A 22753-nucleotide genomic window follows, 5' to 3' on the forward strand; every position below is an offset into this window, starting at 1 on the left:
TATGGAAGTAATAAAAAGAAATATAAAATGGATTGTAAGTGCTCTTTTGGCAATAGCGATCATTCCTATACTGATTACTACTTACGAAGTAATTTTTACTAAAAATCAATCCGTACTGTTTTTAGGAAACTACCATCCAAAGGTTGCGTTTCTTGTCGTCACTTACTATTTATTTCTGCTCGGCTTGGGTGTCTTTTGGTTGGTTCGTCAGATTATTTTTATTTCCAAACTGAAAAACGAAAAGACAAAGGCCGAAATACTATTTTTGAAAAGTCAGGTTAGTCCACATTTCTTTTTCAATATGCTCAACAATTTGTATGGCTTGGTAGCGAAAGATGCTCAAAAAGCACAAGAATTGATATTGAAACTTTCTGATGTGATGCGTTACAGTATTTATGAGGGCAAAAAGGAAACGGTTATGCTTAAAGAAGAAATTGGCTTTTTGAAAAACTATATCGAACTGCACAAAATGCGTTACCACAAAGGGATAAGCGTTGATTTTGATTGTGATGTTTATGAAAATATAAAAGTAGTTCCGTTATTGTTTATCATTCTTTTAGAAAATGCGTTTAAGCACGGTGTAGAAAATGTAAGAGAGGGCGCGTATATAAAAATGAGTTTGGCTGCATCTCAAAACGAAATCGGTTTTACTATTGAAAATAAGTACGAAAAGGCAGAAAACGCATCAGGAATTGGCTTAAAAAATCTGAAAAGAAGATTAGAATTAATCTATCCCAATCAATACAAGCTGACTTTTTCTGTGACGGAGAATGTGTATAAAGTTCAACTAATTTTAAAAAATTATGATTAGATATTTAATCATTGACGATGAACACATTGCTCACGATATAATTAAAGGATATTGTGATGTATTGCCCAATATGCAGTTGATGAAAAACTGCTATGATGCATTGGAGGCGTTTGAATATCTGAATAGAAATGAAGTAGATTTGATTTTTTTGGATTTGAATATGCCTGTTTTAAAAGGGTTTGAATTTTTAAGAACAGTACAAAATCCACCAAAAGTAATCGTAACCACTGCATATAATGAATTCGCTTTGGAAGGATACGAACATAATATTTCGGACTATTTGCTCAAACCCTTTGGTTTCGAACGTTTCTTGAAAGCGATCAGTAAAGCTTTTGGGAACTATGTTAGTGAAAAGAAAATAGTAGCTGAAAGCACTCCTGTTTCCAACCGTATTTTTGTACAAAGCAACAAAAAGCACATCCAGCTGGAAACAGTGGCTATTCTCTACATCGAAGCAACAGGGAATTACACTAAGATAGTAACCACGACCGAAACTATAATGATTCGGGAAAAATTTTCTGCCTTATTGGAACAATTGCCTAAGAATGACTTCTTACAAGTGCATAAGTCATTTGCAGTTGCTCCAAAACACATTAGGACCATTGAAGGAAATGTTATAGTGATTGAAAACTATTCCATTCCGATTGGCAAGATCTATAAGCTTAATATTACTCAATTGTTGAAGTAGTTGCTGTCTTCCTGTCGGTTCTGCAAAATTACCAGTAACGTCAGGCTGTGAAAAGACCTCCGTTTTACTACTTTACAATATACCAAAATAGTTGTCCCAAAAATAGAATGTCTGATTTTTAAACATACCACACATCAATCAAATCACTTGAAAAATTGACCTCTTTCACTTTATAAGCCTCGCTTAGAATCCCGAAGCTTCGGGATAGTTTTTGAAAGAGTGGTGCACGCGTCCGCCGCGGCGGCACGGCTAGTGCTGTCAGCGATTAGGCTTTCTTGTTAGTTGCAATATGCTATAATGTAAGGCTTCAATTCCTGTTGTAATTTCAAAGTCGTCTTCTTTTTTGAAAAAGTGATATCCATTATCACTCCAACCCATTAATTGGGGGCTAAAAATGTCACCGGCAGTTTTATAGATGACAGTGTCAGAGTTTGGTAGGTAGGCAATGATCGTTGTCGACGTGTCGCCATTGATTAACTTCAATTGTGCTGGGTCATATTGTATGTTTCCTTTCCTGTACTCAAAAACATAGGTTCTTGGGTTTGAACTTTCGTGATTTTGTCCTGTGCGATCAATTTGAAGCGAAATGAATTTGTCTGGCAATTCTTCTTTGAACTTATAGATGTAGGCAACTCTTTCTCCCGCCGTCAAATCTGCATAGTCGCTATAATTGATCCTGTTGTAATTCTTGTAAGCTTTAAAAGTGTCTCCGATTTTAGAGAAAGGCGTTCCGCCGAAGTCTTGAGGGGTTGTCCACAATTGTAAGGATATTTGAACTGTAAAAGTGGTTAGGAATAGTGTCCAAAGTTGCCAGGTTTTTAGTTGTTTTTCGGTTGTTTTAAAAATAATGAAACCTAGTCCCGCTGCGAGTATCATTGTCAATGGCCAACAGATCAGTCCGCCAAGTCCTGTGTATGGAAATAGCCATAGTATGAATGTCTCTGCTGCCAAACACAAAATGACATATAGTCCATAAAGTAAAAGTCGCTTTGGTTTATCCATTTTTCAAGCTCCTTATCTTTTTGTTGTCGTCTTTTAAGCTGACTGCTAGCTTGTACATATCCACTATTTTTCTTCTTAGCTTCTACAATAATACACAAAAAACAAACACCCTATTACGGTTTCGTCATGACCAATAACTTTTTTTATAGCGCCCCAATTTACTCCACAGGCTCCGGCATCAGCACCCTTTGCCTTAAACCCTGAACCTGAAAACTGATCACTGACCACCGAACACCGAACACCGAACACTGACCACTGACCACTGATCACCGAACACCGAACACTGAACACTGAACACTGACTACTGACCACTGATCACCGAACACTGAACACCGAACACTGACCACTGAACACTGATCACTGCCCACTGCGACTGACCACTGCAACTCATCCCCTACCGCTTCTTCACTTGTCCCGGTGCAAACGCCTTGGCACTCTTGCTGCCGGACATCTTTTTCGCCTGGCCGGGAGGCACCTTGCCTGATCGGGAACTTGTAGTGCTGACACTGCAGCTCGTAATAACGGCGGTAAGTACTAGGGCACTCACGGTAAGTTGGAAGTAGTTTCTAATGTTCATAGGATTTTTTTTTAAGGTGCGCCTGTTAGGGCATTATGGGGAATGCGGAGGTAAAATGGTGGGCTTGTAACACGGCACGGTTGGAGGCTCTCGGGGCAATTAACGCCCTGCTCCCACAAATATAGGCAAAAGCAGGCACAAAACCTATTGGCAGCGGAAAAGGCTGGCTATTGGAAAAACGGATCGCAACAAGTGATCACTGACTACTGACCCCATTGCACCCTACACCTTGCACCCTACACCTTGCACCCTAGACCTCATCCTTAACACTGAATACCCTTGCATGTCATCACCGTCACAGAAGGACTGGTATTCTTTTTGGACAAATGTAGCACTTATGAGGATTAGGAATAATGATCCTATTGTTTCATAGGTTCCAATGCCTTTGGTAAGGAAGATATTGAGTATATTATTCCTTAATTTTATTCTTCTTAAAATTCTCAGCTTGTTCAAAAATCTCTACATATACTTCATCCTTGTCAACGGGTGGATAGCCAAATTCATCCAATAACAAGATCAAGCCAACTTTCAATGCCGCCTTAATGTCTTCTCGCTTGTTCCAATCAGGAAACTTTGCTTGCGATTCCACTAATTCTTTAACCGCTTTGGCAAGTGCTATCATTTTAGCTTCAGGATAGTTAAAGTCGTATTTAGCACATAGCATATCGAGAATATCATAAAATGCTTTTTCTTCAAAATCAATACCTAAAGCATCCCCAGCCGTAAATTCTTTATGCACCTCCCAAATCAATTCCGTTAATTGATCGGCCATCTCTTCATATACTTCACTTCTAAGAATGTCGTTTTCACTTCTCTCGTTATACCGTTCCACTAAAGATTGCATTTTTTTGCTAAAATCAACCCCTTTCACCCTATTCACCTTTTTTATTTCCTGAATGGCTTTAGACAATAATTGTTGCAGGAGTTTTATTTTGGTATTCGGTAATTTAATTTTATCAATTTTTTCTAAATAAGCTTCATCAAACAAATCCTGTTCTGTTACTGTTTCATGACCTAGTTTAAAGATTTCCTCTACACCTTCACTTTCTAAAGCATCCTTAATCATTTCTCGAACCCTTGCATTCATTTGTGCAGTGTCGGGAGCATCACCTCGCGTTAATTTGAATACAATCGAACGAACAGCAAGATAAAAATGTGTATAATCCCGTTCACTTTGATCTAACTCTTCGCTTCCTACACAAATATCATAGGCGGCTTTTAGTCGTTTAACCAATCCCATAAAACGAGTTTCAAACTCTTTGGTTTGTTGTGCAAATTCAGAGGCTTCATTAAGGTTTTGCAATTGTTCTAACGTAGTGCCATTGAAATACTTCGTGCTGTCAAACTTGTGAAACAACTTAGCTAATAAATCCAAATGGTTCCGAACTATCCGAAGAGATTCTTTAACATCTTCAAAATTGTCTTTATCGCCTGTATTATATTTTGCTAAAGCCAAGTTCATTTGCTTTTTGATACCAATATAATCCACAACCAAACCCTTGTTTTTATTGGCATAGTTCCGGTTTACTCTGGATATCGTCTGTATTAGATTATGCTGTTGTATGGGTTTGTCAATATAAATGCTATCCAAGAAAGGGACATCAAATCCTGTCAACCACATATCCACCACAATGGCAATTTTAAAGTTTGATTTTTCTTGCTTGAATTGTATATCTAATGTTTTGCGATAGTCTTTCGTTCCTAATAAATTATACATTTCCTTTGGATCGTCCTTCCCACGCGTCATGATCATTTTGATACGCTCTATTTTTTTTAATTCCTTTTTTTCCTTTTCATTCAGTTGAACGCCTTTTTCAGCTCTCCGCTTTTCGTTCCATTCAGGTCGTAGGGAAATTATATTTTGAAATAGCTTGTAGGCAATTTCTCTTGTGCTGCAAACAAATAATGCCTTGCCTTTCACAGTAGCACCTTCAGCAATGCGCCTTTCATAATGCGTAATAAAATCTTCTGCAACAGCCTGCAAACGCTCCGGGTCGCCTAAGATGACATTCATATTGGCCGTTTCCTTTTTGCTTTGTTCAATTTGATGCTCGTTGGCACCAAGTTCAGCTACTGAATTATAATAGTCCTCAATTTTTTGCAACTCGCTATTTTTCAAGACCACTTTTGCTGCCCTACCTTCATAGGCAATACGAACCGTGATTTCGTCTTTAACAGATTCCGTCATGGTGTAGGCATCTACTACTTTTCCAAAAACGTCTAATGTGGCATCAATTGGCGTTCCTGTAAACCCAACATAGGTGGCGTTTGGCAACGAATCATGCAGATACTTCGCAAATCCGTACGATTTTGTGACGCCTTCTTTTGTTACTTTTACTTTTTGGTCAATATTGGTTTGACTACGGTGTGCTTCGTCCGAAATACAGATAATATTGTTCCGTTCAGAGAGCAGTAGCGTGTCTTCGGTAAACTTATGGATTGTGGTCAAAAACACACCGCCACTTTGCCTGTCTTGTAATAATGTCCTTAAATTAGCCCTACTTTCAACGCTCACAATGTTGTTGTCTCCAATATAGCCTTTTGCCTGGATGAATTGGGTAGAGAGTTGGTCGTCCAAGTCCGTTCGGTCTGTGATTAATACAATCGTTGGACTTTCAAAATACTCGCTTTTCATTAACAAGCGTGCCAAATAGAGCATTGTATAACTTTTTCCACAGCCTGTAGCGCCAAAATAAGTGCCTCCTTTTCCATCCCCTTCTGGCTTTTGTGCTTTTTTAATGCTATCAAACAAAGCTCTTGCGGCATAAAATTGAGGATAACGGCACACAATTTTTTCGTTCTTTTTGGAACTATCCGGAATATAAATAAAATTACAAAGAATGTCTTTTAACCGATTCTTAAAGAACATACCTTGCACCAACGTGTACATGCTATCAATACCATCCACATCCTTGGCCAATCCTGCCACCCTTCGCCACGCATAGAAAAACTCATAGGGTGCAAACTGCGAACCTGCTTTGTTGTTAACGCCATCGCTAATCACGCTGATGGCGTTGTATTTTAATAACTCGGGTATATCTCTTGTGTAACGAGTAGTGATTTGCACAAAAGCATCATGCAAGGTAGCATCTTGTCGAATAGCACTCTTGAATTCGAATACTACCAAAGGTAAACCATTGATGTAAATCACTCCATCTGGAATTCTCGGATTGCTTCCCAGAATTTCCATTTGGGTAACAAAGCGGTAGTGGTTTTGATCCTTAGCACTATAATCCAACAAGTAGATCCAGATGTCTTTTTTACTACGGTCTTCACGTTTCAAGGCAAACCCATCCGAAACCCATTTTAAGAAGGTTTTATTGCTTTCATATAAATCAGAGGAGGATAGCGATTGCAATTGCAGTACAATAGACTGCACTTCGCTAGCCGTAATGCCTTCATGTGCATACTGCTCCAGTAAAAATGCTTTCAAGTCTTCCACCAATAGCACTTCTTCAGGCTTACGGATTAACGTAACGCCAAAAGCATGAGGATATCCCTCATTTTCTAGCAATTCGGTAAACGCTTGTTCTAATTTGGCTTCGGTGAATTTCATTAAAATTATTTAGTAAAAAGTAAATTTTATATTCAAAATTATTATTTAACGCTATCCAAAAATAACTCTATTTTATTGAAAATAGAAAGCAAATAATCTTCTTTTAATTTATCAATAATAAATTGTGATAAATTAGAAACTTCAACATCTGTAGGATGATAATGAACCACTGCAAAATGAGACCAACCCTCATTGGTAGTTTTAAAATGTTCTGCAAATGCAAATCGTTTTTCTTCTTCTGAAAAATCAATCTGATTATAACGTGTTCTATCTTTCAATAAATTGCCTACCATTTCAACAGCAATATACATTCCTTTTTCATCCGTTAGTAAATTTTCATAGACCACTGTGAACATTAAATCTTTATGTTTATTGGATACGTAATACACCAATCGTTTGTCGTGTTGGCTATTAATTCTTGGTTCATACTTACTAACACCATCCAATCGATTGCCTGCCTCAACAATTTGCGCTACAATATGTTTTCTTACATTGTATTTGAAATTGGCTAATTGATTAATTTTCTCTTGATTTTTGTAGTAAAATGCAATGTTTTCTTTTTCCATAACCGGATGACTTAAATTAATGATGTTTTGACAAAAGTCTTTTAAAAAGACTAAATATTTATCATTGGCGTTTAATATATAGCTCCCTAAATTTTGCATGATTTGAGTTACTAACTGCAAATGGGTAATGTTGATAAAACGATGATGCTTGATATCTGAAATTGGATAAAGTGATAGTACAATACCTATTTTATTAGGCACTTCTATTTCATTGTAATATTCATCTAAGTCATTATTAAGTGCGTGATAGACTTTGTTTTCTATGATGATGGCTTGATGATGATTTTGAAGTAAAATATCAATACGCTTTCGGTTTGTAGTACCATATTCGGTTACTACTTGAAAATTTGCAAATGATTCAAAAATATGAGCATCTTTTGAAAATGAAGAAGCAGTGATGAGTTCCAACAGACTCTTAATAAACAAATTCTTTAATTTATGGACTTCGTTACTATCAAAATAAAAGGCATAAATATTAGAGGTTACATTTTCATAATGCGGTTGTTTGGCAATGCCCAAAAAGGTTTTGGGTTTACCTTTTATGATTGGAATATCATTTTGGTTTAGAAAGATTTGTAAAGCTTTAAGATTGATGTTATCCATGAACTCGTTTTATTTTTTCATAATCAGGATGGTTGTTAAGTTCCTCTAATTTTAGTACTGATAACCTAAAATTATACTTACGTTCGGTACTTAAATGGCTTAACATTTTTTCATAGATTAACTTACCTTTACCATTATACACTTCTTTAAAAGAACCATCTTCATTTAGCTTGATGGCTATAAAATAGTCCGGAATGTTGGTAAGGTCTTTATTAAAATAAAAATAATTATGAAAAGAAGCTTTTATCTGCACTTGTTTTGTGGGTTCTGCTGTAACATAACCATCATAAACTTGTTTATTGTTTCCATACAAGGTTAACCCATACTGCTCTGCTACCAATACCTCACCAATATCACCCACCAACTTACCATCCAAAGTAAAACTTTTGTTGTGGTGTTTGTATTTTTCTTTTAATGCACTTGTTAGGGCTAAGAGTTGTTTTATTTCTTGCATTTATCTTAGTTTTAACCAATCTTTTAAGGCAACAACCTTATCATTTCCATTTACTTTAGGATAAATTACATATAGCCCAGAACTACGATATTCCCCATTAAAATATTGAAATGAATCAATTCTAAAAATATATGGATAAATTTCTAAATACTCATTACCGCTAAAATCTGAATAATCTTTTTTGATTGGTAAGACAGCTATGTTATTGATATACTTAGCAGCATCACCTAAGCCAAGTTCCCAGTTGCACCACTTAGAATTTATTGCTCCTTCAGTAGCTAATAATATAAATTTATCATTTTCTTTGATTTTTTCTTTTAATCCTACCGCTGTTTCACCTGATGTAGTCTTTGGCATTCCACCATCAAGCCAATCTACATAAACATCAACTCCATTATCTTTTAAAAAAGAAATTGCTCCTTCTAGTTGCTCCAACTCATCATGTTTATGAGATAAAAATATTTTAGTTTTTAAAAGCTTAGATTCATTTTTATAACCTCTCAGACTTTCATTTAATGATAGATTATATGTTTTTATAGATTTTCTGTAGCCTCTAAGCTGTGATTCATTTATAAAACTCATAATTATTTAATTGATTTAGTAACATTATACTGTTCTTTAATATCCCTCAATTCTATTGCCTTATCTAAATAAAAATTTGGTGAGTTTTTAAATTCCTCCCATTTAACTGATTTTATATATGAGAATTCTCCATGATATACAATTGTACCATTTGAGCATACTCTTGTTTCTTGCTCTTTTTTATTAAACATATTATCCCTTAAAATTTGAAATAAAAAAGGAGTATTATAAGTTGTACAGTTACAGACACCATTATGTGTTAAGTAATATTCATAGCTTCCAAATTCATCTGGTAAAACAACTACTAAAATGCCATTTGACAGGCTTGTGCGTCCATTTCTTGTGTACTCTTTTAGTGAATAGGATATTTCCCATGGCATCCATTGATCTTTTTCAGCTTGCCAAATATGTTTCATTCCTTTTGAAACAAGTACAATCGTAATACTACTATCGTATATTTTATCTCTGAGTGAAGAAGCAATATATTCATCCGAAAAATTGGCAAGGCTTTGACCATCATTTTCACCTTTGTAAATATGGTCTTCCTTTGATAAAATCCCTGCTAATTCATCAACGTAGTGCCTTGCTTTTGTTTGAACTTTTTGCTTACCAAAAAAAGTATCTTCATATATGTCCAAATCTTCAACATAAGTATCTCCATACTTATACGAAACAAAAATTTTTCTTCCCATTATTTTACCCAATTTGAAAAGTTATTATAACCATTATCATCTATCCAATCATAAATTTCATATTCATCCGATAGACGATAAATTTTATTTCTATATTTTTTATCAACTTCTTTCACATTCCAACCATCTAGGTCTGGATACTTAATCCATTTATTTTCTACGTAATCATGAAGACTGAGTTTTTTGCCGTCTGAACTAAATGAAAAACCTAAATAATAAAGAGGATTATTACCTTGTGATTTTGTTTTAGAGTCTTTTCCTTTTATAGAATTAATATGAACACAAAAAATATGGTTTCCTTTTTCAAAACTTTTCATTATTTCATAAGAAACCCATCTTCTTTTAAAAGTTTCAGATCCTACTAGCACACAAGTATTACTTGTATTGTGTAAACCCTCATTGATTAACTTTTTCAATGCGGCAACACCTGTTTTTTTAGCACTCTCCCAAATTGAAGAATCAAAAAAACCAGCCTGCTGTCTATCTGGTTTTGTTAACCAGTGATTTCTAACCACATTCGCTCTAAAATCAATAACGTCTTGATAATGAAAACTAAAAAATACTTTTTTTGCCATTTCTACTTTATTATTTTATCAATAATCTTTAAAATTTGATTAACAGATTTATCCAAATCATTTTTGTCTAGCTGCAGTTTAGATATATCATCAATTAATTGTTTAGAAATACCATGTTTTTCGAGTTCATTAAATATATCTTCCGACATATAACCAGTGTAATGAATTGGAATAGGTACTAATCCTTTTTCTACAGCAATTAAAAACTCTCTTTTAACTCCGCCAGCATTTACAATACCTTTCTCTTCATCCTTATTTCCAAAAACAAATATTATTATTCCTGCTCTGGAAATCATTTGTTGTCTATATTCTTCCCGCAATTGAGGTAGTTCTTTCCCACCCGTTTTAAATTGTGGAAATGGTTTGAGAATCAATTGTTCTTCACTATACTTTTTAGGATTTGAATAAATTGCATCAAGCGCACCATTAATTACGGCACTTCCAACACCCAAACCAAATCCGTTAACAACATTTAGATTTCGCTCTATTAATTTTTTTGAAAGTAAGTGAATGAATTGTTGAGCTTCTAGAGGTGTGAAAGCGCCATATTCAACAGCACTTCCAGAGATGAAAACAGAGTGGGAATTGTATCTTCGTTCTATTTCTTGAAGTATTTGAGTAATATCTGAATAATCCTCTATTAAAATAGTAGTAATCCCATATCGTTTTAACTCAGAAATAAAAAGTTGTTGTTTTCTAAGGTTATAATCCAGGTCGGCTTGATTCTCGCCATAATCTTGTAGGCTATACTTTTTTAGAAGACAGTAGTGCTCCCTATCTTTAGTTTTATATTTAAAATTTAATCTACTAAGGACATGGTCAATATTTGGGTCAGTAAAGCTAAAGCCAATAAATAAAAATGTTTTAGAAATTAATTCACCACTTAAAGCGGTTATAAATGCCTCATGAGTACTGTAATATCCTTCATAATCTTCTTTGGTTAATATCGCTTCACCAGGAAAGCTCACATCGCCATGCATTTTGTACAAAACCAAATCAGATTTGGGTCTATTCTGAAACAACTGTTTTACTGAGTGTTTAACATCTGGAATTTTATTAAATTTATTACAAGTGTCTTCAATTAGTTTATCATAGTTAGTTGTCCAAATAGTATTGTATGGAAGGCGTGCAATAATTCTATGGTTTTCAGTTTCCTCAATCTCGTCAATAAACTCTTCTAGAATTTTTTTATTTATCCTAGCTCTACCATTTGAATTAACATGGTATTGAGCTACAGATAATAAGTCGTACTCTTTATGAATATCCAAACTTAACGATTCAGCTATTTCAGTTAGCAACCCTTTCCAATCTACATATCCAGCTCCTCTTGATACACCTGCACCAACAAAAATTGACGCGTGACCGTTCCTTAAATCTTTAACATAATCATTAATGAAAGCATTAATTTCGGGTTTATTTATATCCATATTTTTATCTTTTAACTTTCTAAATTTTCTATTTCACTCTTAACATTAATTAAAATTAAAAGTTTTATAATCTATTTAACTAACGAAGCTGACTTCTTAGGAGAAGCATTAATAATTATTATATGCTCTTGGTCAACCAACTTTAATTTATTCAATGTCCTTTCAACACTTTTAACTTCTCCATCATTATAGCATAAAATAACTTTAATATCACTTGCAGATTTAGAGGCTTTTTTATAAATATCAGTTTGATTTGCTAGATTTCTACTTAAGGAACTTGATTTGCCAAGTTTAAATTCTACAATGGTTGAATCTTCGGAACCATACGATACTTTATAATCTGCTGGACCACGACCATTATTAACTTCTGAATTTACATCAAAAGGAGTCGCAAACCATGTCAGTCTAAATATTCTTTGGATAGTTTCTTCTTTAGCAATTGGAATACCCTCGTGATAAAAAACTCTATAACCATCGTTGTTCTCAATTACATCTTTTAAATAATGAACTCTTTTTAATGATTCATCATAACTTGTAGGAACGATTTTATAAAAATCACTTTTTTCAAAAAGAATTTCTCCTAATGATGATAAAGCTTCTATCAGTTCAGAAGTCAGTTTTCTTATTTTATCTTTAGTTAGTTTGGAAACAGTTTCTTTATTGTCTTCTTTTGATTTGATATAGTAATCGATAATCTCTGGAAATTTTATAGCAGTTTTATTTACAGCATAATTCCTATCTTTTTTTGTTGGTTTTTTGGGTAATTGACTTCTAAAATATTCATTTATTGAATTTCGTAAATCAACATTTTTAATACTATTGGCTACAGATAAAAAATTGGAATAAAACTCTGAATTATTTATAGCCGCTTCATCTTTAGTTAAAATATCTAAAGGAGTAAGAATTATAAAATCTCCTTTTTCTTCTAAGTATAAATAGGGGAGTTGATACTTTTTTGGCATCCAACGTTTAAAATCCTTATTAAAGATTGAATTAATACTAAATTCTCTAATCTGATTAGGTTTTAAATGTTTTAATGCAAATGTTTGAGTGTATTGTAATAAAAAATCTAAAATGAGATTTGTGGTAAAATCACTAATGAAGTCTCTACCAATTCTATCATTCATTATAGTAAGTTTCTCAATATGTGTTTCAGCACTTATTTTTTCATTACCGAATGAATTATAAAAGCCATTAAATGATTTAATAATTTTTTTTGCAAAATCTTTTCCTAATCCTCGTCCATCATTTCCAAACTTTGAAACACCCAACCAATTTTGCTTTCTTTCAGGAAACCTAAAAATACTATTATTTTCAGCACTTTCTTTATCTTCGATAGCAATATCTTTAAGTATTAAAATATGGTCAATTAAATTTTGATGTAATTTTTTATACTCTTCATCTTCTGATGCAAATAATAAAAAAGGATCTATAAATAATGGCATATCAGCCGATAGACAAATATTTAATGCACCATATTGATTTATTACAGATTGGTCAATATCAAAATAATCTGAAAAAAGTAATTTAAAGCTTGCCATATTTTCATTTTTTAAACGGTTTCTATTTCACTCTCAACCTTTGTCATTCTTGTTAATAATAAATCTTTCACTTCCTCAAGTTTTTTGGTTTCGATAGTTTTTAATTTCATTAATTTTAGTATGTCATTTGAAGCTAAATAAAAATGAGTTAAATCTTTCTTATCAGGTAAGTTTATTCTCATTGATGCTAAGATAGGAACATATAAATTTGCTTGTGCACTACCTACAGCCATATCTATTAACTCATTATATTTACTTTTTAAAAAGAAAAAAATTAGAGGTAAATTATAATCTTCTTTAGGTTTAATATTTATTACAGCTCTATTACCACACATATAGTCACTCAATATTCCTAATCGACCAATAGTTCCTGATTTTGTTATAACAATTGTTTGAGGCTTGAATAGTAAAGCACTAGATCCAGCACTACTAAAACCTTCTTCAGTTAATGTTCTAGTTGTATTTAAAATAAATCCTCCATTAACGTCATTTGCTCGAAGCCATTTAATATTTCCATCAAAATATTTTGTGTTTTCTTGAGAGGGATTAACATAACCCTCTTGAAATGTGCACAAATCTTTTAGTAAGTATTCTTCACATTGATTTTCTTTAACTACTTTGTTATAAATCGTTTGAGCCGTTTCTTCCAATTTAGCAATCAATTGGTTATTCAACGCAATACGGTTTTGTATGATGTTGTATTCTTTTACTATTTCACGTTGTTTTTCGGGTGATGGAATTGGTAATTGCATCAAACAAAAATCTTCCCATTCTAAACTTCCTCTTACACCACCAACCGCATTAAAACAAGCTTCTCGGTCAAACTCTGAACGAGTAAACCACATCATCAAATATTCAGGTAATAATTGATTAGTATCTTTAATTTCAAAAATGGGATAAGCTTGAGAGATTATTGACGGTTCATCACTTTTATATAGTGCAACAGGCATTTTTTTATCTCGTCTAACTTGCATAATACTACAAGCAAATTGGTTTTTACGGATAATTTTGTAATTCTCCATGTCAGTACCAATAATATTTGCCACCGAAGGAATAAACGCTTTGGTAACACTAATTCCTAACAAGTTGGTATATTGTAAACCTTTGTTTCGTTCATCAACAAGCTGTATATAATCGCCAATTGGTTTATAATTCGATGTCATATCCCAATTCATTAAAAACAGTTAATAAATCAGCTTTGGATTGTGCTTCGGCTTTGAGTAAATCGGTCATTTCTGCCTGCAAGGTTTTCATCTTGGTAGCATAATCAATATTCTCATCACTGTTTACAAACTCAATGTATTTACTCGGCACTAACGAATAATCCTTTTTGATAATTTCATCTAAACTAGCGGAGTAACAAAATTCAGGTTCGTTTTGATAAGTGGCAGCATCGGTCTGCCATACATGATAGGTCTGAGTAATATTAATGATATCCTCTTCTGAAAATTGTGTAAATTTCTTTTCAAAAGGGATTCCTGTTTCCCTTAAATCCATAAACAATACTTGGTGTTTACGGTTGCGGTAGTTTCTAACCAAGTCAGGCATTTGCACTGTTCTAGCTGCTTTGTTTTTGTTTAATATCCACAGCGTAACACTTATGTTGGTGGTATAAAACATATTTTGTGGTAAAATCACAATCGCTTCTACCAAATCGTTGTCAATCAGTTGTTTTCTAATTTTGTATTCTTCGCCACCGCCACTCAAAGCGCCATTTGCCAAGATAAAACCTGCCACTCCATTTTCAGAGAGTTTGCTCACCATATTTAAAATCCAACCGTAGTTGGCATTGCTTTTCGGTGGGGTTTCATAGCCTCTCCATCGTGGGTCATCCTTTAATTCGTTTTCGGCACGCCAGTCTTTTTGGTTAAAAGGTGGGTTGGCCATGATATAATCGGCTTTTAAATCTTTGTGTTGGTCATCGGCAAACGTATCGGCAGCTTTTTCACCCAAGTTACCAGATATCCCTCTAATGGCAAGGTTCATTTTGGCAAGCTTGTAGGTGGTATTGGTATATTCCTGTCCATAGATGGAAATCTCCTGTTTGTTGCCATGGTGGGCTTCAATAAACTTTATACTCTGCACAAACATACCGCCAGAGCCACAAGCGGGGTCATAAATAATGCCCTTGTAGGGTTCAATCATTTCGGCAATGAGGTTAACGATGCTTTTAGGGGTATAGAATTCGCCTTTTCCTTTTCCTTCTGCCAAGGCAAACTTGCTCAAAAAGTATTCATACACACGCCCCACAATGTCTTGTTTCGGGTCTTTGTTGGTATCAATATCGTTTATGGTGTCGAGTAGTGAGGCAAGCTTGGTGCCGTCTAAACCCAGTCGCGAAAAGTAATTATCAGGCAAAGCACCTTTTAAGGCTTTGTTGTTTTTTTCTATGGTGTGCAAGGCAGTGTCAATCACCAAGGCAATGTCATTCTGCTTCGACTTCTTCATCAAAAAACTCCACCGTGAAGTTTCTTGCAAATAAAACACGTTCTCCATGGCATAAAAATCAGCCATGTCAATATATTTTCCCTTGCCTTCGTCTATTAGTTTTTGTCGTTTGACTTCAAATTTATCACTTGCAAACTTTAAAAACACTAAACTCAGTACGACGTGCTTGTATTCAGAAGGTTCCACACTGCCACGTAACTTATTGGCAGCATCCCATAAGGTGACTTCTATTGGTTTTTCTACGATTTCTTTTTTCTGTTTTGCCATTGATTTTTGTACTTGTTTGATCTTTTCAAACCTACCAAATATAATCCATTTTAACAATTATAATACCCCGTATTTCTACGTGATTTTAAACAAATGTAAAAAGCGAAAATGGATAAAAATTAAGGTTTTCCTCATTCCCAATTTTTTTTTTACATCCCGGCCAATTTCAACAATTTCACCCCTCCCCACAATAGGGAAAACCCTATTTTTTTTTAAACAACAACCCTCCTACCTATATTCACAAAAGTGAGCTATTCAATTTTCCAAAACACATCTTCACATATGAAAGCCCCGCACATCCCGCAACCCTCAGAATAAGAGGTAGTCTTTATAAATGTACTAAAAGTTTAGTTTGTGGAAGTTGTCCGACGTTTACAGCTGTTGAATGTGGCTTTATGGTATTAGGTTAGCTATTAAATTAGTTGCATTTCCTATGGAGCTTAGTGGGATTGCAGAACCCATACCTAAATTCAAATTTTTTTTCATTTCTCCTATTAATTGTTGAATTACTTGGACAGGATTTATTCCACCTATTACCATTGCAGCTTGTGGATTTGCTTGCTGCACTTGATTTAAAAATTGCGAGAGATTGCCAAATTTTGCGTTAACTATACCTATTAATTCTCCATTTGAATTAAATAGTGGACCACCAGAATTACCATGATTTACAGAAGCATCAATCATTATGAGTTGATTTCCATTGTTTGCCTCAAAGCCAGCAATATTAGCTCCAAGAGCAGAGATGGTAGTTGTATGTGAAGGAAATCCCACGACAAAAGCTTCTTGTCCAATTAATACATTGTTCGAATCTCCCAGAGCCACTCCTGGACCGATTATTTGTTGGAATTCAAGTACTGCTATGTCCATTACAGGATCGTTGTAAATAACATTCGCAATTTGACCAATATTTTGTCCTGACAAAGCACCTACGATCATCGTGTTTGGAACTATACAGTGACTACAAGTTAAAGCTTTTGTTCCATTATCTATAAGTACTCCGCTTCCAGAACTAACAATTTGGTGATTCCCACCTTGACCAGTTGTTGCTAATACTCGAATAACAGAATTTTGAATTTGAATGTATTGACTTGAGAAGTCCATATTTTTGTCTTTTTTAAAATTACATATAAATTGCAGATACTATACAAAGTAGCTCATATAAACCTAATTAGTCCTATACCCGCTATAAACTTTTCTTAGCTTTTACAGTGATAAACAAAAAAATATTCAAATTACGGTTTTCCGGAATCAGCATTAAACTTTTAAAATACCAAATTAAGCAATTTAGTAGTAGTAATCCAACACGTAGAAATACCTGTTTTTCAAATGACAGTGTAGAATAAAAACTACAATAGTTCAAATATAAATTAGCTAGTTTTTACTAATTTACGGTTTTCCTCATTCCCTATAACTTTTTTTACAGTCGGCCAATTTCAGCAATTCCACTCAGCTCCACAATAGGGAAAACCCTATTTTTTAAAACAGTCAACTTCCTACTTTCTATATTAAAAAAGTAAGCAATTCTGTTTTCCCAGCCTGTCACAAAATTTTTTAAACAAAAGAGCCAACCGCATCCAAGTGGAAGATGCGTTGTACAAGCTCGAAACATAGGTTTGGAAGTTTGGAAAGCTCAAACAAGCCTTCCAAACAAGCCTTCCGAATAAGTGTAAACAAATAGTTGAAGAAATATGTGCTAATTGAAGCTTTATGAATCTTGTCTTTTTACAACGATAAACTTGTCAAATCTATCAAGATTAACAGTTACAGAATGTAAAAAAAAGAAAAAAGTGATAAGTTGTAAAAATTGTAAGAACTGCGAAGCACCTGTGATTGGCTTAAAATTGCTAAATATAAATACCGATACTGAATCAAAATATAAGCTGTTAAAATGGACGTTTGATTTTAGATCATTTGACATTGAGACAATCTCATCTCTTTTATTTATTTTTTTTGTGATTGCCTCTTTTACAGTTTCTGATGAAATAGTAAACTTAGCTCTTTCCAGTGATTTTTTATTTGATACATATACATCTTTACAATTGTAGTCTCTTCCGCAAGGTCTTCTTAAATTTTTAGTAGCCTCGACTCTAATTATGTATTGACCACTAGAAAAAGTTTTTCCTATTAGAGTATCATCAATTTTAGATTTTAGCAAAAGATTATTTGCATCATTTACAAAAGATAGTAAAAAAGCACAGTCTTTATAATCAATAGCACTAGCTTCAAACTCTTTTTGTTTTAAATCTAAAAATTCTTGACTAAATGTATAGTTTTTCGAATCAATTTTATAGAAAACGAAATGTAAAAAAGGGAAAATTAGTATAATAGAAGTAAATAAAAAAAAGGGTAATTTTATGTTTGTAAATTTTTTTTCTAAAATGAGATACATTCTCCAAATCATTACTCCAAATACAGCAAAAAAACATATTTCAAAAGATAAATGAGGCAAATTTTCATCGAAATATTTTATCGCTATAATAATAAAACAAAGAAATATGATTTCTAATATGGTCCATGAATCACCATGTTCTTTATTTTTATTATCCATTTTGTTACTGTCTAATGTTATTATTCTATTTAAATGATTTCATTGAATAGTTATACCCTTTTCAATTCAAATATAAATAAAGTATATAATAATTCCGTTTTCTAAAAAACATCTTGTAGAACATATTAATTATACTCCTCGTATTCTTTATTATTTTTTATAGTTTCTTCAATTTCTTCGAGTGTTCTATAATCAATTGGAAAAGGTAAATGAGTTGGAAGTTTTAAAAGCTCAAAATTAACCTCCCCTCTATAACCTTCATCAATGTTTTTAAAGTGGGTGATTTCTGTTATAGGAATTGCAAAATCAGGATCCATACTGAGAACAAAGCCAAATGGAGGAAATGTCAATTCATTTACATATCCATATTTGTTTGTGTACATATGAGTAAAGTTACGAATTTGACCTAGATTATTCAGGTACATAAATAAACGAAACCTCTTTGGTAATATTTGAGATTTTGGGTTTCTGATAAATTCTAATAATTGAGGATTATCATTTGTAAAATCTGAGTCATTCATACATATAAACATAGATAATACTTGTTTCAAAAATCTCATTGGAGAAATATCTATTGTTGTGAAAATAGCTCTATCAAAATCTTTTTCTTGAGTAATGGTTTTACAGATATGGGCCATTTTAAAATATTCTGGTACATAGTTAGTCCCTAAAAAGCTATTACAATTTTTACAAAGGCAATAACTACCAAGACCTCCTTGTTGTAATTTTGCTTTAGGTTTATAGTCTCCTTTATGGGAGTTTGTGACATATTCTAAATAAGGAACGCTTCGAAATTTTGTATATTTATTAAATGCTGCTTTTGGTGGAATATGTTCAAAACTTAACTCCGTATTTTTTTTACAAATACGGCAGATTCCAATTTTCATTTTTCTGCGAGCCATAATGTGTGAATGTGTAAAACAATGTGGAAATCAATTACAAAGCTCCTTGTGTATATAAGCTTATAATTCCTTTGAGCTTTCGCAATAATACGCAAAATATAGCTACTCCAGTTTACGGTTTTCCTAATTCCCAAAAACTTTTTTTTACACTCAGCCAATTTCTGCAATTCAACTCAGCTCCACAATAGGGAAAACACTATTTTGTAAAACAAAAACCCTCATACTTTTGTTTAATAGAAAAAAATTTAGTTTTTAATCATAAAAAAAAAACTCGCATTTCCCGAAGCTTCGGAATAGTTCTTTGAAAGGGTTGTGCAGCAGTTACTACTGTTGTTCGTTCGTTTCTTTAATAAATAATATCATGAAATATTGAGTCAACATATTTATCCCAATACTTCATTCTGATTACTTGTTTATTTGTTGTATCATTTGCCGGGATTTTCTTTTCAATGATATTTTCAAAAGTTGGATAACTTAAAATTAATTGTGCTATTATCTTTCTTCCTTGTTCGAGAATTGTTGGTTCAGAGGTCTCAAAATCATAATTTATAGAAACAGATTCTCCGCTATGAACAAAATTATTTCTTTTTTGATATAATTCGTCAAAATCTCTTGCAACTTGTTTTTGTCTGTTTTTAGGCAACTTCATTAACCGTGGAATAATTGCAGAAATCCTTAGCCGTTTCTCATTTCTATTTCTAGTTAAAATACTTTCTGCAATTGTCATCGTTATAATCGTTGAAATTGAAGTATTTTGTTTTATTGATTCATTGAATAAAATTAGTGCGTTAAGAAAGGAGACATTAAAATCATCTAGGCTTTTTTCAAAATATATTCTCTTAAGAAAATTCTTGAATTTTTTACTCATCTCCTTATCTTCTAACCAGTTTAAATCAAATGGAACACTAACATCAAAGTTTAATGGCTTATGATTTTGTCTCCAGTTTTCTTTGGAATAAATTGCTAAATGGCTTGCTTCTACTAAGCTAGTTTGTGCCCAGGAAAGAAAAGATGTTTTGTCTTTTGAAGTTTTATGTATGTTTCCATAATAAAAACATCGAATGGAATAGATAATTATTTTTGCAATATTAAGTGAACTGTAGTGAACTGTACTTGTCTGATGCGTTTGTTTAATAAGCAAAAGTGGGTATTTCAAAAAGTCTTGTGATCTAGATTTTTCAGTATGATCGGCAATGGAAACAGTTTCTGCCAAAGTTTTTTTAGCTGATCTCGCAATAATTTTTAGTTTATCTTGCCTTGAATAATTTTGGGGTATAAAAGTAAGGTTGTCAATCCTAAATACATTATTGAATTGAGCAGATTGAATTGGAACAACTATTACATGATCAGCTAAATTGTGTTTAAGTGTTGTAACAATTTCTTTAATTATTTCTTCAATACTATCTTCTTTAAATTGTACTGGAACTGTTTTAAATCTTTTTGTTATTCCTTTTTCTACACCATACATCAAGATATCGCCATCATAAATTGCTCGAATTTCTGGAATATTATACAAAGCTTGAAATAGATTTTGATATGGTTTATCTTCATAATCATATTCAATTTCTCCTTCTTTAAGACTTTTATTGGCGAATGCATTTAATAAACTAGCTAATTTATTTCTTTCAGGTAAAGTGAAGTTCATAATAAGTTAATTTAATTCAGTAGTTACTATAAAATGACGCACAACGTGTTTATATAAGTTACTCTGTAGCACATATACGACTACTTAGTTCTATATACGCTCCCCCATGGTTTAGTTGATACGTTAGTTTGATACAATTTTAAACAAATAATCAATACCAAAATTACGTATTGCCGTAATCAGCATTAAACTTTGAAAACATCAAATTAACTACTTTAATGCCAGCATCCAATACGTATAAACCTGTTTTTAAATTACAAAGAAAAACCTATTTCACTTCCTCAATCCTTAAAACTTCGTTTTGAAGCACTTTACTACCAGCCTCATTCATAGTCTGCTTTACGGTAACTTTAATTTTATCAAACTTTGGAGTAGGGAAATTCAATAAATCTGAAATATTCTTAAAGCCAAAAGCTTTAGCTAATAGGGTGAGATGTCGGGTTGAATATTTATGTCGTTGGGTAAATGATTCAACATTACCTACGAAAGAACTTGCAAGTCCCATCATTTTGCTTAAATCTTCCTTATTCAATTCTTTAGATTCTCTAATTTCCTTTATATGATTAATCAAATCAAAATCAAATTGAGTTGTCTTAAACTCGAATATTTTTTCCATTTATAATATTTTTTTTTATCCAACATGTTGGATATTTAAATTATTTCAATATATTTGCTGTAGCGAAATATTAATTAACCAATGGGTATAATTAAACGATGTTTTCTCGTTCCGTAAAGTCCTAAATTTAGCAGACGAGAGTATCGTGAAATCGCTCCATGTCAAAAAGTTTTTTACTTTTGCATACGGCATGTGAGCGGTTCTCACGCAAACTTTCAATTGCAGGTGATAATTTTTTGCCTGGGTATTAGGACACCCTCGGATTGACAAGTGTGAGACCGCTCCTTGCTTTTTTTGCAAGTAACTACACACGCAGAAACATCGTTCCAAATAGACACAACTATGAGAACGAAGTACAGGCACCCCCTTATCGTCCGTCCACCGTGACCGGAATCCAGCTTGGGTGGCCCCGTGGCACCGCCAATGGGATCAGCACGCAACGCAGGCAGCGACCCAGAAGGCACCCTGCACACGCAGTCCGTGTGGGCCAATGCACCGGCAGGCACTGCCACCATTGCACCCCCAACAGCCCCATCCCCAAACCATACATCCGGAATAACAGGCCTCTTGCTATCTTAAACTCGCACTTTAAAAGTAAATCCTTTATTTCAATTGCACAAATGAAAGTGCAAAATGTTTGGGAAAAACGCCACGGGCCCAACCCAAAGCCACCAAATACCCTAAACCTTAAACCTTAAACCTTAAACCTTAAACCTTAAACCCTAAACCTTAAACCTTAAACCTTAAACCTTAAACCCTGAACACCGAACACCGAGCACCAAACACTGAACACCAAACCAAACTCCCTGCCCTGAATGAAGACGAAATTTTTAGATAGTTTAATAGTGGGTTAGTTAATCGGAGAAAGGGGCAGGTTTTTTTAATTGCAAATGTTATCCCGAAGCTTGGGGACAGATTATAGATCATGATGAATAAGAAAGAAAGAAAGAAAGAAAGAAAGAAAGAAAGAAAGAAAGAAAGAAAGAAAGAAAGAAACAACCAAATAACCAATACCCACTGCCTATGACCTAAGAACTACAAACCCAAACCAAAGCAAAGCGCAAAAATTCGTGCCAATTCGTGCAATTTTGTGCAATTCGTGTCCAAATCCAAAGCGAAGCGATAATCCGCGTAATCCACATAATCCATGTAATCCGTGTAATCCGTGTAATCTGCGTTTAACCCAAGCAAAGCGCAAAAATTCGTGCCAATTCGTGCAATTCGTGTCCAAATCCAAAGCGACACGATAATCC

General features: G+C 33.5%; 19 protein-coding genes. 2 read left to right on the forward strand and 17 right to left on the reverse strand.

Going from position 1 to position 22753, the window contains the following annotated elements; genetic code table 11:
- Window position 1: 1 nt before the first annotated feature.
- Together G508_RS0118125 and G508_RS0118130 are read left to right on the forward strand one after the other, a co-directional pair.
- Complete coding sequence (locus G508_RS0118125) at window positions 2-811, forward strand: sensor histidine kinase (RefSeq protein WP_026706623.1); 810 nt, start codon at window positions 2-4, stop codon at window positions 809-811.
- Window positions 804-1499, forward strand: coding sequence for a LytR/AlgR family response regulator transcription factor (locus G508_RS0118130; protein WP_026706624.1), 696 nt, complete (start codon window positions 804-806; stop codon window positions 1497-1499). Before G508_RS0118125 ends, G508_RS0118130 begins: the two co-directional genes overlap by 8 nt.
- A gap of 258 nt (window positions 1500-1757) precedes the next feature.
- On the opposite strand, the gene G508_RS0118135 is transcribed toward G508_RS0118130, so the two are convergent.
- From G508_RS0118135 to G508_RS20330, 17 genes are all read right to left on the reverse strand, one after another.
- Window positions 1758-2501, reverse strand: coding sequence for a hypothetical protein (locus tag G508_RS0118135; RefSeq protein WP_157486113.1), 744 nt, complete (start codon window positions 2499-2501; stop codon window positions 1758-1760).
- Between the two features lie 986 nt (window positions 2502-3487).
- Window positions 3488-6634, reverse strand: coding sequence for a type I restriction endonuclease subunit R (locus tag G508_RS0118150; protein ID WP_026706627.1), 3147 nt, complete (start codon window positions 6632-6634; stop codon window positions 3488-3490).
- A 41-nt stretch (window positions 6635-6675) separates the two neighbouring features.
- Window positions 6676-7803, reverse strand: a complete 1128-nt coding sequence (locus G508_RS0118155; protein ID WP_026706628.1) for a PD-(D/E)XK nuclease family protein — start codon at window positions 7801-7803, stop codon at window positions 6676-6678.
- Window positions 7796-8257: a DUF6998 domain-containing protein gene (locus G508_RS19700; protein ID WP_051197758.1), complete on the reverse strand. Its 462-nt coding sequence runs from the start codon at window positions 8255-8257 to the stop codon at window positions 7796-7798. Before G508_RS19700 ends, G508_RS0118155 begins: the two co-directional genes overlap by 8 nt.
- Complete coding sequence (locus tag G508_RS0118165; protein WP_051197761.1) at window positions 8258-8839, reverse strand: toll/interleukin-1 receptor domain-containing protein; 582 nt, start codon at window positions 8837-8839, stop codon at window positions 8258-8260.
- Window positions 8840-8841: 2 nt separating this feature from the next.
- Window positions 8842-9531, reverse strand: coding sequence for a TIR domain-containing protein (locus tag G508_RS0118170; protein WP_026706630.1), 690 nt, complete (start codon window positions 9529-9531; stop codon window positions 8842-8844).
- Window positions 9531-10106, reverse strand: a complete 576-nt coding sequence (locus G508_RS0118175; protein ID WP_026706631.1) for a TIR domain-containing protein — start codon at window positions 10104-10106, stop codon at window positions 9531-9533. Before G508_RS0118175 ends, G508_RS0118170 begins: the two co-directional genes overlap by 1 nt.
- A gap of 2 nt (window positions 10107-10108) precedes the next feature.
- Window positions 10109-11533 carry an SIR2 family protein gene (locus tag G508_RS0118180; RefSeq protein ID WP_026706632.1) on the reverse strand — a complete coding sequence of 475 codons (1425 nt, stop codon included), beginning with the start codon at window positions 11531-11533 and terminating at the stop codon, window positions 10109-10111.
- Between the two features lie 71 nt (window positions 11534-11604).
- Complete coding sequence (locus G508_RS0118185; RefSeq protein ID WP_026706633.1) at window positions 11605-13074, reverse strand: hypothetical protein; 1470 nt, start codon at window positions 13072-13074, stop codon at window positions 11605-11607.
- Between the two features lie 11 nt (window positions 13075-13085).
- Window positions 13086-14237, reverse strand: a complete 1152-nt coding sequence (locus tag G508_RS19910; protein ID WP_026706634.1) for a restriction endonuclease subunit S — start codon at window positions 14235-14237, stop codon at window positions 13086-13088.
- Window positions 14221-15789 carry a type I restriction-modification system subunit M gene (locus tag G508_RS0118195; protein WP_026706635.1) on the reverse strand — a complete coding sequence of 523 codons (1569 nt, stop codon included), beginning with the start codon at window positions 15787-15789 and terminating at the stop codon, window positions 14221-14223. The genes G508_RS19910 and G508_RS0118195 overlap by 17 nt, the downstream gene beginning before the upstream one ends.
- 393 nt (window positions 15790-16182) lie before the next feature.
- Window positions 16183-16890: a S1 family peptidase gene (locus tag G508_RS19710; RefSeq protein ID WP_026706636.1), complete on the reverse strand. Its 708-nt coding sequence runs from the start codon at window positions 16888-16890 to the stop codon at window positions 16183-16185.
- A gap of 604 nt (window positions 16891-17494) precedes the next feature.
- On the reverse strand, window positions 17495-18337 hold the full coding sequence (locus tag G508_RS0118210) for a hypothetical protein (protein WP_026706638.1): 843 nt from the start codon (window positions 18335-18337) through the stop codon (window positions 17495-17497).
- A gap of 125 nt (window positions 18338-18462) precedes the next feature.
- On the reverse strand, window positions 18463-19224 hold the full coding sequence (locus G508_RS19335) for a hypothetical protein (protein ID WP_157486115.1): 762 nt from the start codon (window positions 19222-19224) through the stop codon (window positions 18463-18465).
- A gap of 361 nt (window positions 19225-19585) precedes the next feature.
- On the reverse strand, window positions 19586-20884 hold the full coding sequence (locus G508_RS0118220) for a HEPN domain-containing protein (RefSeq protein ID WP_026706639.1): 1299 nt from the start codon (window positions 20882-20884) through the stop codon (window positions 19586-19588).
- A 268-nt stretch (window positions 20885-21152) separates the two neighbouring features.
- A complete protein-coding gene (locus G508_RS0118225; protein WP_026706640.1) occupies window positions 21153-21500 on the reverse strand; it encodes a helix-turn-helix domain-containing protein in 348 nt (115 codons plus the stop codon).
- Between the two features lie 1035 nt (window positions 21501-22535).
- Window positions 22536-22753 (reverse strand): hypothetical protein (locus tag G508_RS20330; protein WP_035695175.1); only part of this gene is annotated, 218 nt, incomplete at its 5' end.

Source organism: Flavobacterium soli DSM 19725 (assembly GCF_000422705.1).
Lineage (GTDB): Bacteria > Bacteroidota > Bacteroidia > Flavobacteriales > Flavobacteriaceae > Flavobacterium > Flavobacterium soli.

What these genes read in the sequence shown, in the direction of transcription:
- G508_RS0118150 (WP_026706627.1), bottom strand. Translation starts at nt 6,634, where the DNA reads ATGAAATTCACCGAAGCCAAATTAGAACAAGCGTTTACCGAATTGCTA.
- G508_RS19700 (WP_051197758.1), bottom strand. Translation starts at nt 8,257, where the DNA reads ATGCAAGAAATAAAACAACTCTTAGCCCTAACAAGTGCATTAAAAGAA.
- G508_RS19335 (WP_157486115.1), bottom strand. Translation starts at nt 19,224, where the DNA reads ATGAAAATTGGAATCTGCCGTATTTGTAAAAAAAATACGGAGTTAAGT.
- G508_RS0118125 (WP_026706623.1), top strand. Translation starts at nt 2, where the DNA reads ATGGAAGTAATAAAAAGAAATATAAAATGGATTGTAAGTGCTCTTTTG.
- G508_RS0118155 (WP_026706628.1), bottom strand. Translation starts at nt 7,803, where the DNA reads ATGGATAACATCAATCTTAAAGCTTTACAAATCTTTCTAAACCAAAAT.
- G508_RS0118175 (WP_026706631.1), bottom strand. Translation starts at nt 10,106, where the DNA reads ATGGCAAAAAAAGTATTTTTTAGTTTTCATTATCAAGACGTTATTGAT.
- G508_RS0118185 (WP_026706633.1), bottom strand. Translation starts at nt 13,074, where the DNA reads ATGGCAAGCTTTAAATTACTTTTTTCAGATTATTTTGATATTGACCAA.
- G508_RS19910 (WP_026706634.1), bottom strand. Translation starts at nt 14,237, where the DNA reads ATGACATCGAATTATAAACCAATTGGCGATTATATACAGCTTGTTGAT.
- G508_RS0118165 (WP_051197761.1), bottom strand. Translation starts at nt 8,839, where the DNA reads ATGAGTTTTATAAATGAATCACAGCTTAGAGGCTACAGAAAATCTATA.
- G508_RS0118180 (WP_026706632.1), bottom strand. Translation starts at nt 11,533, where the DNA reads ATGGATATAAATAAACCCGAAATTAATGCTTTCATTAATGATTATGTT.
- G508_RS0118130 (WP_026706624.1), top strand. Translation starts at nt 804, where the DNA reads ATGATTAGATATTTAATCATTGACGATGAACACATTGCTCACGATATA.
- G508_RS0118135 (WP_157486113.1), bottom strand. Translation starts at nt 2,501, where the DNA reads ATGGATAAACCAAAGCGACTTTTACTTTATGGACTATATGTCATTTTG.
- G508_RS19710 (WP_026706636.1), bottom strand. Translation starts at nt 16,890, where the DNA reads ATGGACTTCTCAAGTCAATACATTCAAATTCAAAATTCTGTTATTCGA.
- G508_RS0118195 (WP_026706635.1), bottom strand. Translation starts at nt 15,789, where the DNA reads ATGGCAAAACAGAAAAAAGAAATCGTAGAAAAACCAATAGAAGTCACC.
- G508_RS0118225 (WP_026706640.1), bottom strand. Translation starts at nt 21,500, where the DNA reads ATGGAAAAAATATTCGAGTTTAAGACAACTCAATTTGATTTTGATTTG.
- G508_RS0118210 (WP_026706638.1), bottom strand. Translation starts at nt 18,337, where the DNA reads ATGGATAATAAAAATAAAGAACATGGTGATTCATGGACCATATTAGAA.
- G508_RS0118220 (WP_026706639.1), bottom strand. Translation starts at nt 20,884, where the DNA reads ATGAACTTCACTTTACCTGAAAGAAATAAATTAGCTAGTTTATTAAAT.
- G508_RS0118170 (WP_026706630.1), bottom strand. Translation starts at nt 9,531, where the DNA reads ATGGGAAGAAAAATTTTTGTTTCGTATAAGTATGGAGATACTTATGTT.